Here is a 14701-nt window from a genome sequence, read left to right as displayed (position 1 = left end):
CCATTTGGATTATTCCTGAATAGCGGCTTCTAGAGCAACTTCTATCATTTCGTTGAACGTTGTTTGACGTTCTTCAGAAGTTGTTGCTTCACCTGTCAGAATATGATCGCTTACTGTAAGAACAGAAAGAGCTTGGCAACCATGCTTTGCAGCAAGAGTATACAATGCAGCGGTTTCCATCTCTACAGCTAGAACTCCATAAGAAGCAAGCTTCTCGTGTTCTGCGTGCTCGTTGTAGAAAAAGTCTTCAGTGAAAACATTTCCTACTTGCAGGTGTAAACCTTTCTCTTTACCTGCGTTATAAGCTTTCAAAAGCAAATCGAAGTTTGCTGTTGGAGCATAGTCCACATCGTTGAAGAACGTGCGGTTAATTGGAGAATTTGTTGTCGCACTTTGAGCAAGGATGACGTCACGTACTTTCACGTCTTTTTGAATAGCACCACAAGTTCCAACGCGAATCAGTTTCTTCACGCCAAATTCTTGCATTAGTTCAGTCGTGTAAATTGAGATCGATGGAACACCCATTCCAGTTCCTTGAACAGAAATACGCTTTCCTTTGTACGTTCCTGTGTAACCGAACATATTACGAACTTCGTTGTATTGGACTACATCTTCAAGGAATGTTTCTGCAATATACTTCGCGCGGAGAGGATCTCCAGGAAGTAGGATCGTATCGGCGACATCGCCTTTTTTCGCATTAATATGTATACTCATCTCTACATAGCACCTCTTTTTTCATTTTCTGTACTTATCATACAGTTAAACAGGCGGTATTGCAACGGTTCCACCGCCCGATTAAAGGAATCGATCTTCGAAATGACGATACAGTTCGTCAAACAGAACTGAAGGCATTTGTGGATCGGCTTTTTCTTCTATATACCGTGATAACGTATCGAAAGAACGTTCATACCTTGGAAAACTTTGATCCTTAAACATGCTTTCAGCAAAAATAGCATGAGGATCGTTTTTTTCGCCACCACGATAGGATAAAACAAATTGATAAAAAGAGCGGTCCATCCGCGGACCCCCTTTCTTATTGGAATTGAGCTTTGTAGTCGCCCAGACCTTCTTCTTCGAATTTTTCAACAGGTACAAAACGAAGCGCTGCTGAGTTAATGCAGTAACGAGTTCCCGCTTCCCCAGGACCATCCGGGAAGACATGTCCCAAATGCGAGTCTGCTGTTTTGCTACGTACTTCAGTTCGACGCATTCCATGTGTAGTGTCGAAGTGCTCAGTCACTTCTTCTTTTTCAATAGGTTTTGTAAAACTTGGCCACCCACATCCCGCATCATACTTATCTTTTGAACTGAATAGAGGTTCTCCTGAAACAATGTCTACATAGATTCCATTTTCAAAATGGTTGTCGAACTCATTACGGAATGGAGGTTCAGTTCCTTGTTCCTGTGTGACATGATATTGCATTTCGGTTAATCGATTTTTCAAATCCTCTTTCATGATCACTCACTCCAATTCTCTGATTTAAATCGTTCTCTACCAGACCCAACTGAATAGCGCTTATAATGTCCTGGATTTTTCTTATAATAATCTTGATGCCCCTCTTCTGCCAAATAAAACGGTTTAGCAGGTAGAATTTCAGTAGCTATGGACTTCGAAAATTTTCCTGACTGTTCTAGTTCAAGCTTAGATTGTTCAGCTTCTTTCTGTTGCTCAGCTGAATGATAAAAAATTGCGGTTCGGTACGACTCCCCACGATCGAAAAATTGTCCCCCACTATCTGTGGGGTCAATCTGACGCCAAAAGATATCCAATAATTCTTGATATGAAATGACTTCGTTGTCAAATTCAATTTGAACCGCTTCTCGATGACCTGTTGTTTCTGAACAGACAAGTTCATAAGATGGGTTCGGCACGTCTCCGCCAGTATAGCCGGAGACAACTGAATAGACACCATCGTACTTATGAAACGGCTTTACCATACACCAAAAACAGCCACCCGCAAACGTTGCATATTGCTTCATGACGTAAACCACTCCTTATTTTTTGAGGATGGATACTTCAAGTAAGATTTCATCCTTTTCTAGGTTGAACGATTTTGCACGCACCGATACATCCTTCGCAACTGGTACTTTCGATAAATCAATGAAAAGCTCTTCTTCTTTTGGTCGAACCATCATCCAAGAAGGCAATTTTACGGAATCCCGTAAAACCTTTAAAACAGTTGATGGTGGAATGTTTAATTGACCCAATTCCATGGAAGACTGTTTTAATATCAAATTCCCATCTTTTTGCACGATGGGATCAAAATGCATAATAACTGGTAGCGTAAAGGAAAACACCGTTAGCTCTGAATAAAGGATTACGTCATCCTTCACTTTCATTTGAACAGGTAATTCTTCACCTTTCATAGCTTCACGGATATACGTATTTGCAATTCCTTCAAAATCCTTTTTTGTCGTACGGACTGTAAGGATATTAGCATCGCCTTTTTCGATCACTTCTGCTTCAGGTAACGGCTCTGAGCTCCCCGCAGAACCTAATAAAAAGAGAACACCTGCAAATCCTGCTGCTACCATTCCTGATAATGTGAAAAAAGCAATTTTCCATCGGTTCAAGCGATCATCTCCTACCTGTCCATTTCCCCTTGGAACAGTTCTTGCAAACCACAATCCTCCAAGTATTTCATATAGCGTTCTTCCATCAACGTATAGCCTTGAGCATTCGGATGAAAAAAGTCTGTATGATAGACAATATTTGTATTTTCTTCAAACAAATCTGCGACGGGTACAAAACAGCTATTGCCGTCCAATTCGATCCTTGTTTCAATTGCCGCATTCCAATCAACAATGATGTCGTCAAATTCTTTTACCTCGTCGGTAATAAGTAATATTGGATTATATAACCCTGACATGACAATAGGTGCATCCGGATTGAGGGCTCGAATTGTTCCAAAAATCTTATCTAGCCGTTCTTCGTACTTGCCGAGTTCTTTATAAAAAGGTTTTGTCTTCAACTTAAACAAATTGGCTTTTAATACTTTCATAATATCATTTCCGCCAATAGTAATGAATATTACGTCTGCGTCTTCAATTGAAGCCTGAATATCAGCTTCCTCAAGCTGTTGGGCAAGCTGGTCACTTCGACGACCTCGTTTTGCCAAGTTTTCCGTTTCCACGAAAGAAATACCTTCCCATTCAGTCAGATCTGAAGCTACCCGTTCAAAATAACCGCCCTTTTTCATTTCATCTCCTACACCTTGTGTCAATGAATCTCCCAGTCCCACAACGTGTAACGACTTCGGCACAAAATTAGTTGGGATATCCCAATTGGAGAACTCTATGTCTCGTCTTTCGGTAAAAGGCTCTGCATTATTTCTGAACACCTGATCACATCCCGTTAGTACCAATGAGAAGGCAAGTAAAATTATCCATGCTCTTCTTCTCATTTTTAAGTTTCCTCATTTCCTTTATATTATCAGACTCATGAATTACCAATAGAGTCATGTTCTCATTCAGTGTAGTACATAAAACCGATTGCGCCTGCTCCGGTGTGCGTACTGACAATAGGTGAAGTGAACGAAAACCTTATATCAGTGAAACCACTTTCTTCGATTAGACGTTTCAATGGTTCTGCCATTGCTAAACCGTGTGCATGGGAAATCCCTACACCTTTCACTATTTTCCCCGCTGTATCTTCTTTAAACGAGGTGAAAAGTTGTGCGGCAACTTGCTTATGACTTCTCGCTTTGCCAACAGGCGTATAGACACCATCCTGAAGAGAGGCAATTGGTTTAATGTTAAGTAACGATCCAATGACAGCTTTCCCCTTACCAATACGACCACCTTTAACAAGATTATCTAATTTGTCAACGACTACATAAAGCATTGTTTTAGATCGTACTTCGTTCAAATGTTGAACAATTTCATCCATCTTTTTCCCGAGCTGCGCTAATTTAGCTGCCTCAATCACTTGAAAAGATAATGCATGTGAAATATATCGGGAATCGATGACTGTAACAGGAGTCTCTGTCATCTCAGCAGCCGCTTCCGCTGATTTTACAGTTCCACTCATTCCGCCCGTCATATGGATGGAAATCACTTCACTCCCATCTTTACCGAGTTCATCGTATAACTCCGTAAAGATACCTGATGAAGGTTGAGAGCTCTTTGGCAACTCTTTTGCCGCCGCCATCTTTTCTAGAAATTCCAGTGGTTTGATGTCGATTTGATCTTGATAGATATCTCCGTCAATATGAATGGATAGAGGGACAACTTGAATCCCGTATTTTTTAATTTCTTCTTCTGATAAATCTGCTGTTGAATCTGTTACGATTTTGATTTTGCTCATGTCATTCTCTCCTCTGTCAGTGGAAACCATGTTTCTATTTTAGTATAATGAACGAAAAGGAGGCTTTTCGCCAATGGAAAGCGCATTTGACTATAAAACCCGTAAAGAGGAGCGATGGAATGCCATAACGCACGGTATCGGAGTACTCTTAAGTATTCCTGCTCTTGTCTTCCTCATTTTAAAAGGGGTTCAGCAAGGCGATGCACTCGCGCTCGTCAGTTACATTATTTTTGGTGTCTCCATGATTTTGTTGTATTCGATGAGTACACTTCTTCATAGTTTACCGGAAAAGTTCAAAAAGCTTTTCTCCATCTTCGATCATTCTGCCATCTATTTTTTAATTGCAGGTACCTATACCCCATTTGTTTTACTTGCAATCGGCGGTAGTTTCGGATGGACGCTCTTCGGTATCGTTTGGGGGTTAGCGATCTTTGGAACGCTTTTTAAAGTATTCTTCATCCATCGTTTCGAAATTGTATCCCTCATCCTTTATATCGTTATGGGATGGTTAATCGTTATTGCTATAAAACCATTATACGATACACTCACAGGAACTGGAATTGCGCTGCTCGTTGTGGGCGGTGTGTTGTATACACTTGGTGCTTTAGTGTATGCATGGCGTAGTCTCCCATACAACCATGCTATTTGGCATCTGTTCGTTTTAGCTGGCAGCGCTTCCATGTATTTTAGTGTTTTGTTCTTTGTATAGATAGGGAAGGCAGCCAAAAAAGGCTGCCTTTTTTCATGCTGCTGTTTCGCGTTCATAAATGTGATAAGCGTAAGCGAGACCGTCTTCAGTGAGATGATCATTGGATTCTGAGATGAGTTTCCATCCCATGTTATATGGTGGGAAAAACGTATCTCCCTTATATGTACGACGAATAATCGTCGTGTAGAGTCGGTCAGCGTATGGCATTGCCATTTCGAAGATTTGAGCGCCACCAATTACCATGACTTCATCTGCATAGCTTTCAGCACGCGCAATGGCTTCTTCCAACGAATGGACAATGACGACACCTTCAGCTTGGTAATCCTGATCACGTGTAAGGATGATGTTCAGACGTCCAGGTAGTGGCCTACCAATAGATTCGAACGTTTTCCTACCCATAATGATTCCTTTTCCCATCGTTTTTTCTTTGAAATATTTTAACTCCTCTGGGATATGCCAAGGCATTTCGTTGTCTACCCCAATAACACGATTCTCATCATGCGCTGCCAATAATGAAATCATAGTGTGCCTCCTTTTTTAAACAGCAATCGGTGCTTTGATCCTTGGATGTGGATTGTAATTCGATAGGACAATGTCAGATGTCGTTAGATCGAATATTGACTTGCCTTCCATGTTGACACTTATTGTTGGTAACTCTCTTGGTTCCCTGCTCAATTGCTCTTTTACTTGGTTGACATGATTCGAATAAATGTGAGCGTCGCCTAATGTATGGATGAATTCTCCTGGGATCAGTCCTGTTTCTAGTGCAATCAAATGAATCAGTAGCGCATACGATGCAATGTTAAAAGGTACACCGATAAAGATATCTGCACTCCGCTGATACAGTTGGCACGACAATTTCCCATCCGCTACGTAAAATTGGAACAACGCATGGCAAGGTGGTAATGCCATGTCTTCCATTTCCGTCGGATTCCATGCTGTCACAATATGTCGTCTCGAATCAGGATTATTTTTTAACCCTTCGATCAACTTTGCGATCTGGTCGATTGGCTTTTGTCCAGATTCAGCCGATCCATTCCCCCAGCTTCGCCACTGTTTTCCATATACAGGACCAAGGTCGCCGTATTTTTCAGCAAATGATGGATCTTCAAGTATCCGCTTTTTAAAGTGTGCCATTTCAACTTCATACTTTGCACGGAATTCATCATCAACTGGAGCACGTCTTCCGAAGTCCGTCATATCAGGTCCAGTATACTCTTCACTCTTGACCCATTTTTCAAACGCCCATTCATCCCAAATCGGATTGTTTTCTTCCACTAATGTGCGGATGTTTGTGTCTCCTTTTAAAAACCATAGAAGTTCTGATACAATCAGGCGAAACGCCGTCTTTTTAGTAGTCATTAATGGAAACCCTTTTTGTAGGTCATATCGCATCTGATAACCAAATACACTCATAGTGCCAGTCCCTGTGCGATCCCCTTTTTGAATGCCTGTATCCAGCACGTGCTGGCAAAGTTCTAAATATTGTTTCATTGTACACCCTCCTGTTACTCTCTAGTCTTACTATACCAAGTGAAGGTTACCTATTACAAATTCCAAGAAGTCAACAAAAAACCACCCAGTCAGCTGTTAGGACAGCCACCTTGGTGGTGTGTTTTTGGACCAGTAAACATCTCCGAGCGTGTGATGCGTTTGATAGTCGTCTTCAGGTAGATGGTAATGGAAGTTAAAGAAGTACCCATCTTGCGGACGTTTCTCTGTTCTCACGTGGAAAAGAAGCAAATTTTTATCTGCATCTACATCTTTAATATTAAATATTTTTTCAGCGGTTCCGCCAGAAGGTTGTTCTGAAATAGCTAATTTTCGATTCATTTGTACATGTTCACCAATTTTTTCACGAATGACTTGCTCGATTTGAGGGAAAATCACTTCGTCAAATTCATCTTCAATAATAGGTCCGATTTTTGAACCGAATTTTGTGAATGCGAGTGTGTGTGCCCCATTTACAAGGTCTTCTTCAGTAAGAAAATCTTCAGTAGCTTCAAGTCTATTAAAATACGAATCGTCAAAATCAACGGCATACTGAGTTGTATGCTGAGGTTGGTCAGTTTCTTTTACATCTTCCTTTTCATGAAGAGTCGACCAGATTTCATGAGAAGGAGAAATGACACCAAATGTCACGAATGCGACTGATATGATCATCAGTTGCTGTAACCATTTTTTCATATCCCATCACCTACACTTATGTATTTTTAAACAACCGCTTTCTGAACAGTACGAAAAATAACCGAAAAGGTTCCCTCTTTTCTAATTTCATTGTACAATAAACTTTAGAGTACGTGTATGTTTTTTAAGGAGGTTACTCAGATGGATTTTCAATTAATCGCCGGAATCGGCATGCTAGTATTCATCCTATACTTAAGTTCATTTAATTTCACGCATTAATTCACAAAACGCCAATCGGTTTCTAACGAGACCGATTGGCGTTTTATTTTTCTATAAACCCGAAATGGAACTTTGTATTGGGTCTTATAATTTGTGTAAAACCAAATTGTTCAAAGACCGGATCGTTGAAATGCGCTTTCACTACAACTCGTTTTCTAGCAACACGCCTTGCTTCGGAAACCCACTCCTCTGTCAGACCCCCATGAACCCCTACTTGCCGCAATGGTGCAAAGCTAGATGACTCAGAGATGGTTTGTGAGAACATAGGATCCAAATAGACCACATCCCATGTATCATCAGATAATCCTGTTAAGAATGTGGGTGCTGATTCGTGTACCACAGAAATCCTCTGCATCGCGTCCTTCAATTCTTGGAATTTAGGTTGGAATTGTGTCAATCCTGTTGCCGTGATGAATGCGACATCAGGATCTGCTTCAATCCCCTTTACTTTACCTGTAGCTCCAACTGCAAAAGATGCCACAATACTATCTGTCGCTAAACCAAGCGTGCAATCTAAAAATGAGTTCCCCGGTTCTAACTGACACATTTCAACGAGTGGATCTGTTTCCCCTTTTAGCAAACGTTTCAATCGAAAAGCAGCTGTATCCGGGTGAAAGAAAAAAGGTTCACTCATTGTCTGTCTGTACAACTCATAACGTTCTTTTCCTGCTACTAGGAGATCACACGAATTGGTTACCATTAGATTTTTCACAGATCGTTTGTTGCGCGCAATTCGCTCGTATCCGAGTGCTTGTTGCGCAGCCAAAGCACGAGTTTCTGTTACCTCATCCGGTCGTCCAGCGGTTGTAATCAGTATACGTTTCACGACACGGTGACTTGGTTCAGAGCACCTGTCAAGTGATCTCTTACTTGTTCCATTTCAAACCCTTCAATTTGCTCTCGAGGTATGAAGTATGCAAGTTCGCCATTCTTTACAATTGCTATTGAAGGTGAACTTGGTGGCACTTCAGGAAAGTAATTACGCATTTGAGCCGTGGCTTCTTTTTCCTGACCTGCAAACACAGTAAATAAGTGGTCTGGTTGCTGATCCACTTGACTCAATGCTTCACGTACAGCAGGTCTAGCAAGTCCAGCGGCACATCCGCAAACCGAATTGATAACGACAAGTGCAGTTCCTTTATGTTCATCCATCGCAGATGTCACATCTTCTTCTGTTAGTAGCTCTCTAAAGCCAGTAGCAACTAATTGTTGACGCATTGGTTGAACAATGCCTTGCATGTATTCTTCATAAGCATTCATTGTAAATAGCCTCCCTCATGATCAGTGGTGTTCTATGCGAAACACCGCTCATTCCTATTCTACATGGAAAACTCGCGAATGAAAACGAACGGCATTTGAAACCAGAAAAGACTCTACCTGTGATACACTACATACAGACTTTACACGCAAGGAGAATTTTCATGGATATTAAACACCAACAACTTAATGCTTATTACTACCAACGTTTTACTCAAAGGAATTTTGACGAAAAAGATGTACTCGGCTTTTTAACTGTAGCTGGTAACGATCCTCAATTTGAAGTGTTGTTTGCACTAAAGGAACTTGTAACAACGCGCGATACAGATACGAACTCTGTCAAACCCTATTTCGATCGAGCCCATGACGTCATTAGTCGACTTGGTTCAGGGGGACCTAAAGAGAAAATCCAACTTCTTTTTTCCTTCAAGGAAATCCGAAATGGACTCAACCATTATTTCACAGACAACGGTTTTGAAAAATTGGAGATTGGCGCAGTCAGTGATGTACTCCTCTGTTTAATTTCACTTCTTCAAGGAATACAAATTCATAGCGGAAAGAATCGTCGCGTATCAGGAAGTTTATGCTTCGGAGCGTCTCATAAAGAGCTCCTCCTAATGGGTACTATTAAGACAACTGTTCGCGGACGCTCCGTTCCTGTCACATTCCCGATACTCGCTGTTAAAAACGAGTATGAAAATGTTCAGAAGCAAGATGATGCTGACAGTCCGTACCTGTTTGAAACAACAATTGCAGAAATCGTCTCAAACGAAGGCAAACTTATCGTAACATTCCCGGAAATACCATCACATGTATAAAAAAAGCAGTGCCTACTGAATCTTAATCAGTCGGCACTGTTTTTTTATTGAATCGCTTGTAGCTTGCTTATTGGCAATCTGATTATCAAGATGTAATTGATCCTGAGTACTTCTTAAGCTAACACCCTTTACTTCGGAGAGCTTCTCAATTCCGTCATCTGCTTCCAAATGGAACCTTTTGCATCTTCACCTTCTTCAATACGCTCAATTGCCATTTTGATTTGCAATTTCACTTCAAACTCAAGGTCTTCAGCTGCTTCCAGGAGTGCAGGTAATGATTCCTCAGTTCCTGTTTCATACAAGAACATCGCCGCACGCCAGCGCACGAGTTTATTTTTGTCCTTTAACAGCTCTATTGCTGCATGTTCAAATTCGGGGAAACCCAAATCACTCATACAATCCCCTGCTGTCCGTCGTACGGCCCAGCTATTGTCCTGTAATGCTTTCTCAATATATGGAACGACTTCAAGTGACTCGATCATTCCTAAGTAAACAGCCGCTAGTCGTCGGATTGACATCTTTTCATCTGTTAATGCACAATCGAGCAATGGTAAGTCGCCAATCGTCGGATCTTCCATTTGGTCGAGTAACCGGAAACGTGTTTCCCACTCATCTGTTTCAAAGTCTGCTAACGAAACCTTTTTACGCTCATGTCTACTTTGCGTAGTCCCTTGAAGCGAGCTATTTACAATTGCAGACAAACGCTCCTCAGGATACGCGGCTTCGACTTCGTTCACCACGGTTTCTCCTATTTCTTCTTTGCTGCCATAGCGGATTCCGTAATCCGCCCACTTGCGAAGAAGGATATAATTCTCGACTTCAGCGCTATGAACTTTCTCCATAGCTACTTCGAATCGTTCACTTAACGGAAACCGCTGTTCACTGTCGCTGTCGAAAACTTTGACCTGAAGCGGAATCTCCTTATAAGTTTGGACATGGACATAGACTTCGCCGTAATGTTCCGTAGCTTCTGACTCAACTTCAGTCTGTTCGGAAATTCCCTTACTGAATACATTTCGAACTTCCGCTAAGATTGTTTCCCATTGGACATTACCTGCGCGTTCAATTGCCATGAAGTTCATAACGTGATAAATCCCTTTAATACCCTTAACCTGTAATAATTGAGCCACAGGTTCTGGAGCTGTTGCAGCATCTTCTTTTTTATAATTGTGCGTTTCCAACATCGGGAGTTCCGTATCCAACACAATTTTCATGGAATTTGGGCTTGGTGTCGGTTCGATCGATACAATATTCATAACTTGCGACCTCCTTTAGGGTTCCATCAATTCTTCTAAAATAGACCATCGTTCAATTAAATTTTCTGATCTTTCATTCAGTGCGTCCAGTTTTTTTGTCAGATCATTTAACTTATCATAATCCGCACCACACGTACTCATTTCCGTTTCCGTTGTACCGATTGCTACCTCAGTTTCTTCAATTTCTTTTTCAATGGTTTCCCATTCGCGTTTTTCTTTATAGGTCGGTTTCTTCTTAACGGATGTTTCTTTTACGTGTTCAGTCGGTTTCTCCTCAGTCACAACTGGTTCAGTGACCTGTTTTGGAGTTTCCTTGAAACGTGCGTTCTCTAAATAATCCGTGTACGACATGAAAACGGTCTCTATATTACCTTTCCCGTCAAGTACCCAAAGTTTCGTTGACGTTCGGTCCAAGAAGAACCTGTCGTGGGAAATCGTCAAAACGACTCCGGGAAAAGTATCTATAAACGTTTCAAGAACCGAAAGCGTTTCCAAATCCAAATCGTTTGTCGGTTCATCCAATAACAGGACATTTGGTTGTTCCATGAGTAACTTCAGTAAATACAAGCGCTTTCGCTCGCCTCCTGAAAGTTTACCAATAGGTGTTCCGTGAGCAGATGCGGGGAATAAAAAGCGTTCCAACATTTGGGAAGCAGAAATCCGGTTGCCCTCTCCATCTTCGATATCATTTGAAGTCTCCCGAATGTATTCAATGATGCGTTGCTTTTCTTGCATTTCTGGTAAATGTTGTTTGAAATAAGCAATTTTAACCGTCGTTCCTCGTTCGATGATTCCTTCATCAGGTTCCAATAAGCCGTCAAACATATTGACTAACGTTGTTTTCCCAGCACCATTAGGACCTACAATTGCAATACGGTCTCCTGATTGAAGAAGCGCAGAAAACTGATGGATCACTGTTTTGCCGTTGAACGATTTGGAAATATCTTTCGCTTCAAGTACTTTTTTTCCTAAGCGTGAAGTTTTAAGCCCAGCGTCCATCTCTTCTTTGACGGTCCCACTTTTCACTTTCTGTTCAAGTTCTTCAAATCTTCCAATCCGCGCTTTCTGTTTTGTAGAACGTGCCTTAGCGCCGCGTCGAATCCATTTCAGCTCGGAACGATAACGGTTTTTAAGCTTATCTTCTGTTGCAGCATTCATTTCCTCACGAAGTGCTTTCGCTTCAATATAATCTCCGTAGTTGCCTTTATGGGCATAAAGCGTCTTATCCGCAAGTTCGAAAATAGAAGTAGAAATTGCATCCAAGAAATACCGATCGTGTGTGACGAATAATACAGCGCCAGACAAATTCTTGATGAAGTCTTGCAACCAGGTGATTGAAGCTACATCCAAATGGTTGGTAGGCTCATCTAGGAGTAAGAGGTCAGCTGGTTCAATGAGGGTTTTCGCAAGCATCACACGCTTTCGTTGGCCACCAGAAAGTTCGCTCATATTTTTGTCATACGTCTCAATTCCGAGCTTAGATAGAATCATTCTTGCTTGTGTATTAATATCCCATGCATTTTGCTCGTCCATCTGTGTTTGATACTTTGCAAAATGTGCTTGGTTTTCTTCTGAATCTGGATTTTCAGTGAGTGCTTGTAGAGCATACTCATAATTCAAGTTCAACCTAATGATGGAAGCATCACTTTGGAATACGGCTTCCATTACGGTTAAAGAGGGATCGATTATCGGATCTTGTGGCAGATAAGCGATTCGATAATTATTTGGATGATCCTTTGATATTGTATCTGCATCTTCGGTACCGGCGATAATAGAGAGCAGTGTCGACTTTCCCGTTCCATTTATGCCAAGCAAGCCAGTTTTTTCTCCTGACGTAATGGTGAAATCTATTGCGCGAAATAATGTTTTCTCGCCAACCGTTTTTGTGAGGTTTTCTATAATCATTTGACTCATGATAACACTTCCATTCTATAACCTGCTGTTTTCATAATACCTTATCTTCGTACCTTTTTGTAGGAAAAGCCTTATTGTTCAAGTGTTACAACTGATTCTTTTAAGGGTACATAAGTTGACTGTGCATAATTTGAAGTATTTATTATCTAAAAATACCTTCAAAATTAATTCAGCCTATTCAAACAAACATAAAAGTCAAGTAAATCAGCATTATAAGACTTATTTTATTTTAGAATATATTATTTTCAGACTACCACTAAAAGTGGTACTATGTTCTTCATAGATAAAAGGAGGATTTATCATGTCACAGCTGTCAAAAAAGGAAATCGTTGAAAGCGTTCCACAAAAAGGCTTCTTCGGTCATCCAAAAGGATTGTTCTCGTTGTTCTTCACAGAATTCTGGGAGCGCTTTTCTTACTACGGGATGCGAGCTATTCTCGTTTTCTATATGTATTACGAAGTATCAGAAGGCGGTCTAGGAATTGAACAAGGAACCGCACTTGCTATTGTTTCGCTATATGGTTCCCTCGTCTACATGTCAGGGGTCATTGGTGGCTGGTTGGCGGACCGAGTGTTCGGCACCTCACGTTCTGTCTTTATAGGCGGAATTTTCATAATGCTCGGGCACATTGTACTTTCTTTCCCTGGAAATCTTGGAATGCTCTTCTTCTCAATGGCATTAATCGTCATTGGTACAGGTTTACTCAAGCCTAACGTTTCAAGCATGGTTGGAGATATTTACCCTGAAGGTGACAATCGTCAAGATGCTGGATTCAGTATCTTCTATATGGGAATCAACCTAGGTAGCTTCATTGCACCACTTACTGCCGGAACAATCGGAACAGAATACAATTTCCATCTAGGATTTAGTGTAGCTGCATTTGGTATGTTCCTTGGTCTTGTTATGTTTGTAATCACTAAGAAAAAGAACTTAGGTCTTGCAGGAACCTATGTCGCAAACCCATTATCTCCTGCTGAGAAGAAAACAACGATCAAAATTGTCGGAATTGCAGTTATTATATTAGCAATTCTAGTTGCAATCGCAATTCCAACTGGATATCTAACTTTGAATTCATTCACAGCTTTAGTCGGTATTCTCGGATTCGCCATTCCTGCAACGTATTTCGTTGTCATGTATCGCAGTCCTAAAACAACATCTGTTGAAAAATCACGCGTACTCGCTTACATTCCGCTGTTCTTAGCAGCTGTTATGTTCTGGTCCATTGCAGAGCAAGGATCAACGATTTTAGCTTTGTATGCAGATAAAAGAACGAACTTGGATTTCTTAGGAATTCACATTTCGCCTGCATGGTTCCAATCACTGAACCCATTATTCATCATCATTTTCGCACCAGTCTTTGCATGGCTTTGGGTTAAGCTTGGTGACCGCCAGCCTTCAATCCCTCACAAGTTCTCGCTTGGATTGCTGTTTGCCGGTATTTCATTTATTGTCATCCTGCTTCCTGGCGTTATGAGTGGTACAGATGCATTAGTAAGCCCAATTTGGCTGGCATTAAGTATCTTTACGCTCGTACTCGGTGAATTGTGTATTTCACCAGTCGGATTATCAGCTACAACGAAACTTGCGCCTTCAGCGTTTACTGCACAGACGATGAGCCTTTGGTTCTTGTCGAATGCGGCAGCACAGGCATTGAATGCACAGCTTGTTAAATTCTATTCTGCTGATACTGAAATGCTCTATTTCGGAATTATCGGTGGGGTTGCAATCGTGCTTTCTATCATTGTGTTCTTTATCTCCCCTATCATTTCTCGTTATATGAAGGGTGTTCATTAATTCTATCAGTAAAAAGCGGTTTCCTTAGATTGAAACCGCTCAAGACTGTAGACAAACTCCAGTAATCTTTGGGGTTGCCTACAGTCTTTTTTCTTTTACAATAGGTTTAACTATGAAAAGTTAATTTACGCTGCGAGCGGACGCTATGCTTTTCCTTGGCATCGACAAAGACGCGTTCAACTGCCTCCTTACTTTTATAGACTTCTTTAATTTCATATCGGTGTTCCAAATCTTCCGCTA

At 41.1% G+C, this 14701-nt stretch carries 17 protein-coding genes; 3 read left to right on the top strand and 14 right to left on the bottom strand.

What is annotated here, in order from left to right:
* Window positions 1–9 precede the first annotated feature (9 nt).
* The 7 genes from deoD to ACR65F_RS05565 form a co-directional block, all read right to left on the bottom strand.
* On the bottom strand, window positions 10–714 hold the full coding sequence (gene deoD, locus ACR65F_RS05595; RefSeq protein ID WP_039044227.1) for a purine-nucleoside phosphorylase: 705 nt from the start codon (window positions 712–714) through the stop codon (window positions 10–12).
* Window positions 715–795: 81 nt separating this feature from the next.
* Window positions 796–1017, bottom strand: coding sequence for a YozE family protein (locus ACR65F_RS05590; protein ID WP_125101529.1), 222 nt, complete (start codon window positions 1015–1017; stop codon window positions 796–798).
* Window positions 1018–1033: 16 nt separating this feature from the next.
* Window positions 1034–1456, bottom strand: a complete 423-nt coding sequence (gene msrB, locus ACR65F_RS05585; RefSeq protein WP_039044229.1) for a peptide-methionine (R)-S-oxide reductase MsrB — start codon at window positions 1454–1456, stop codon at window positions 1034–1036.
* Between the two features lie 2 nt (window positions 1457–1458).
* Window positions 1459–1980, bottom strand: coding sequence for a peptide-methionine (S)-S-oxide reductase MsrA (gene msrA / locus ACR65F_RS05580; protein ID WP_440503569.1), 522 nt, complete (start codon window positions 1978–1980; stop codon window positions 1459–1461).
* A gap of 15 nt (window positions 1981–1995) precedes the next feature.
* A complete protein-coding gene (locus ACR65F_RS05575) occupies window positions 1996–2574 on the bottom strand; it encodes a YpmS family protein (protein WP_039044231.1) in 579 nt (192 codons plus the stop codon).
* An 11-nt stretch (window positions 2575–2585) separates the two neighbouring features.
* On the bottom strand, window positions 2586–3404 hold the full coding sequence (locus tag ACR65F_RS05570; RefSeq protein ID WP_440503568.1) for an SGNH/GDSL hydrolase family protein: 819 nt from the start codon (window positions 3402–3404) through the stop codon (window positions 2586–2588).
* Between the two features lie 62 nt (window positions 3405–3466).
* Entirely contained in the window at window positions 3467–4306 is an 840-nt protein-coding gene (locus tag ACR65F_RS05565; protein WP_039044233.1) for a DegV family protein, read from the bottom strand.
* A gap of 73 nt (window positions 4307–4379) precedes the next feature.
* On the opposite strand from ACR65F_RS05565, the gene trhA reads away from it, so the two are divergent.
* The gene (gene trhA / locus ACR65F_RS05560; protein WP_039044234.1) at window positions 4380–5015 is read left to right on the top strand and encodes a PAQR family membrane homeostasis protein TrhA; all 636 of its coding nucleotides are present in this window, start codon (window positions 4380–4382) and stop codon (window positions 5013–5015) included.
* A 33-nt stretch (window positions 5016–5048) separates the two neighbouring features.
* Here the strand turns inward: trhA and ACR65F_RS05555 are convergent, their stop codons facing one another.
* The 5 genes from ACR65F_RS05555 to ACR65F_RS05535 all read right to left on the bottom strand — a co-directional run bounded on the left by ACR65F_RS05555 (window position 5049) and on the right by ACR65F_RS05535 (window position 8681).
* Entirely contained in the window at window positions 5049–5537 is a 489-nt protein-coding gene (locus ACR65F_RS05555; RefSeq protein ID WP_039044235.1) for a dihydrofolate reductase, read from the bottom strand.
* Between the two features lie 15 nt (window positions 5538–5552).
* Window positions 5553–6509: a thymidylate synthase gene (locus tag ACR65F_RS05550; RefSeq protein ID WP_039044236.1), complete on the bottom strand. Its 957-nt coding sequence runs from the start codon at window positions 6507–6509 to the stop codon at window positions 5553–5555.
* A 96-nt stretch (window positions 6510–6605) separates the two neighbouring features.
* A complete protein-coding gene (locus tag ACR65F_RS05545; RefSeq protein ID WP_039044237.1) occupies window positions 6606–7202 on the bottom strand; it encodes a YpjP family protein in 597 nt (198 codons plus the stop codon).
* 262 nt (window positions 7203–7464) lie between these two features.
* On the bottom strand, window positions 7465–8247 hold the full coding sequence (locus tag ACR65F_RS05540; RefSeq protein WP_440503567.1) for a class I SAM-dependent methyltransferase: 783 nt from the start codon (window positions 8245–8247) through the stop codon (window positions 7465–7467).
* Window positions 8244–8681 (bottom strand): BrxA/BrxB family bacilliredoxin, encoded by a 438-nt coding sequence (locus tag ACR65F_RS05535; protein ID WP_440503566.1) that lies wholly within the window; start codon window positions 8679–8681, stop codon window positions 8244–8246. Before ACR65F_RS05535 ends, ACR65F_RS05540 begins: the two co-directional genes overlap by 4 nt.
* A 161-nt stretch (window positions 8682–8842) precedes the next feature.
* Here ACR65F_RS05535 and ACR65F_RS05530 point away from each other — a divergent pair, with 161 nt between their 5' ends.
* Window positions 8843–9496 (top strand): hypothetical protein, encoded by a 654-nt coding sequence (locus ACR65F_RS05530; protein ID WP_039044240.1) that lies wholly within the window; start codon window positions 8843–8845, stop codon window positions 9494–9496.
* Window positions 9497–9624: 128 nt separating this feature from the next.
* Here the strand turns inward: ACR65F_RS05530 and ACR65F_RS05525 are convergent, their stop codons facing one another.
* Window positions 9625–10752, bottom strand: coding sequence for a virulence factor (locus ACR65F_RS05525; protein ID WP_440503565.1), 1128 nt, complete (start codon window positions 10750–10752; stop codon window positions 9625–9627).
* A gap of 15 nt (window positions 10753–10767) precedes the next feature.
* Window positions 10768–12666 (bottom strand): ABC-F family ATP-binding cassette domain-containing protein, encoded by a 1899-nt coding sequence (locus tag ACR65F_RS05520; protein ID WP_440503564.1) that lies wholly within the window; start codon window positions 12664–12666, stop codon window positions 10768–10770.
* Window positions 12667–12967: 301 nt separating this feature from the next.
* On the opposite strand from ACR65F_RS05520, the gene ACR65F_RS05515 reads away from it, so the two are divergent.
* Entirely contained in the window at window positions 12968–14461 is a 1494-nt protein-coding gene (locus ACR65F_RS05515) for a peptide MFS transporter (RefSeq protein WP_039044243.1), read from the top strand.
* The last annotated feature ends 240 nt before the right edge of the window (window positions 14462–14701 follow it).

The sequence above is a fragment of the Sporosarcina sp. SAFN-010 genome, assembly GCF_059415065.1.
The sequence above is the reverse complement of the archived record's forward strand: the minus strand, read 5'-3'. Positions and strand labels throughout refer to the sequence as shown.

Excerpts from the sequence above, each read along its gene's own strand:
- deoD (WP_039044227.1), bottom strand. The coding sequence starts at position 714 with ATGAGTATACATATTAATGCGAAAAAAGGCGATGTCGCCGATACGATC.
- ACR65F_RS05590 (WP_125101529.1), bottom strand. The coding sequence starts at position 1,017 with ATGGACCGCTCTTTTTATCAATTTGTTTTATCCTATCGTGGTGGCGAA.
- msrB (WP_039044229.1), bottom strand. The coding sequence starts at position 1,456 with ATGAAAGAGGATTTGAAAAATCGATTAACCGAAATGCAATATCATGTC.
- msrA (WP_440503569.1), bottom strand. The coding sequence starts at position 1,980 with ATGAAGCAATATGCAACGTTTGCGGGTGGCTGTTTTTGGTGTATGGTA.
- ACR65F_RS05570 (WP_440503568.1), bottom strand. The coding sequence starts at position 3,404 with ATGAGAAGAAGAGCATGGATAATTTTACTTGCCTTCTCATTGGTACTA.
- ACR65F_RS05565 (WP_039044233.1), bottom strand. The coding sequence starts at position 4,306 with ATGAGCAAAATCAAAATCGTAACAGATTCAACAGCAGATTTATCAGAA.
- trhA (WP_039044234.1), top strand. The coding sequence starts at position 4,380 with ATGGAAAGCGCATTTGACTATAAAACCCGTAAAGAGGAGCGATGGAAT.
- ACR65F_RS05555 (WP_039044235.1), bottom strand. The coding sequence starts at position 5,537 with ATGATTTCATTATTGGCAGCGCATGATGAGAATCGTGTTATTGGGGTA.
- ACR65F_RS05550 (WP_039044236.1), bottom strand. The coding sequence starts at position 6,509 with ATGAAACAATATTTAGAACTTTGCCAGCACGTGCTGGATACAGGCATT.
- ACR65F_RS05545 (WP_039044237.1), bottom strand. The coding sequence starts at position 7,202 with ATGAAAAAATGGTTACAGCAACTGATGATCATATCAGTCGCATTCGTG.
- ACR65F_RS05535 (WP_440503566.1), bottom strand. The coding sequence starts at position 8,681 with ATGAATGCTTATGAAGAATACATGCAAGGCATTGTTCAACCAATGCGT.
- ACR65F_RS05530 (WP_039044240.1), top strand. The coding sequence starts at position 8,843 with ATGGATATTAAACACCAACAACTTAATGCTTATTACTACCAACGTTTT.
- ACR65F_RS05525 (WP_440503565.1), bottom strand. The coding sequence starts at position 10,752 with ATGAATATTGTATCGATCGAACCGACACCAAGCCCAAATTCCATGAAA.
- ACR65F_RS05520 (WP_440503564.1), bottom strand. The coding sequence starts at position 12,666 with ATGAGTCAAATGATTATAGAAAACCTCACAAAAACGGTTGGCGAGAAA.
- ACR65F_RS05515 (WP_039044243.1), top strand. The coding sequence starts at position 12,968 with ATGTCACAGCTGTCAAAAAAGGAAATCGTTGAAAGCGTTCCACAAAAA.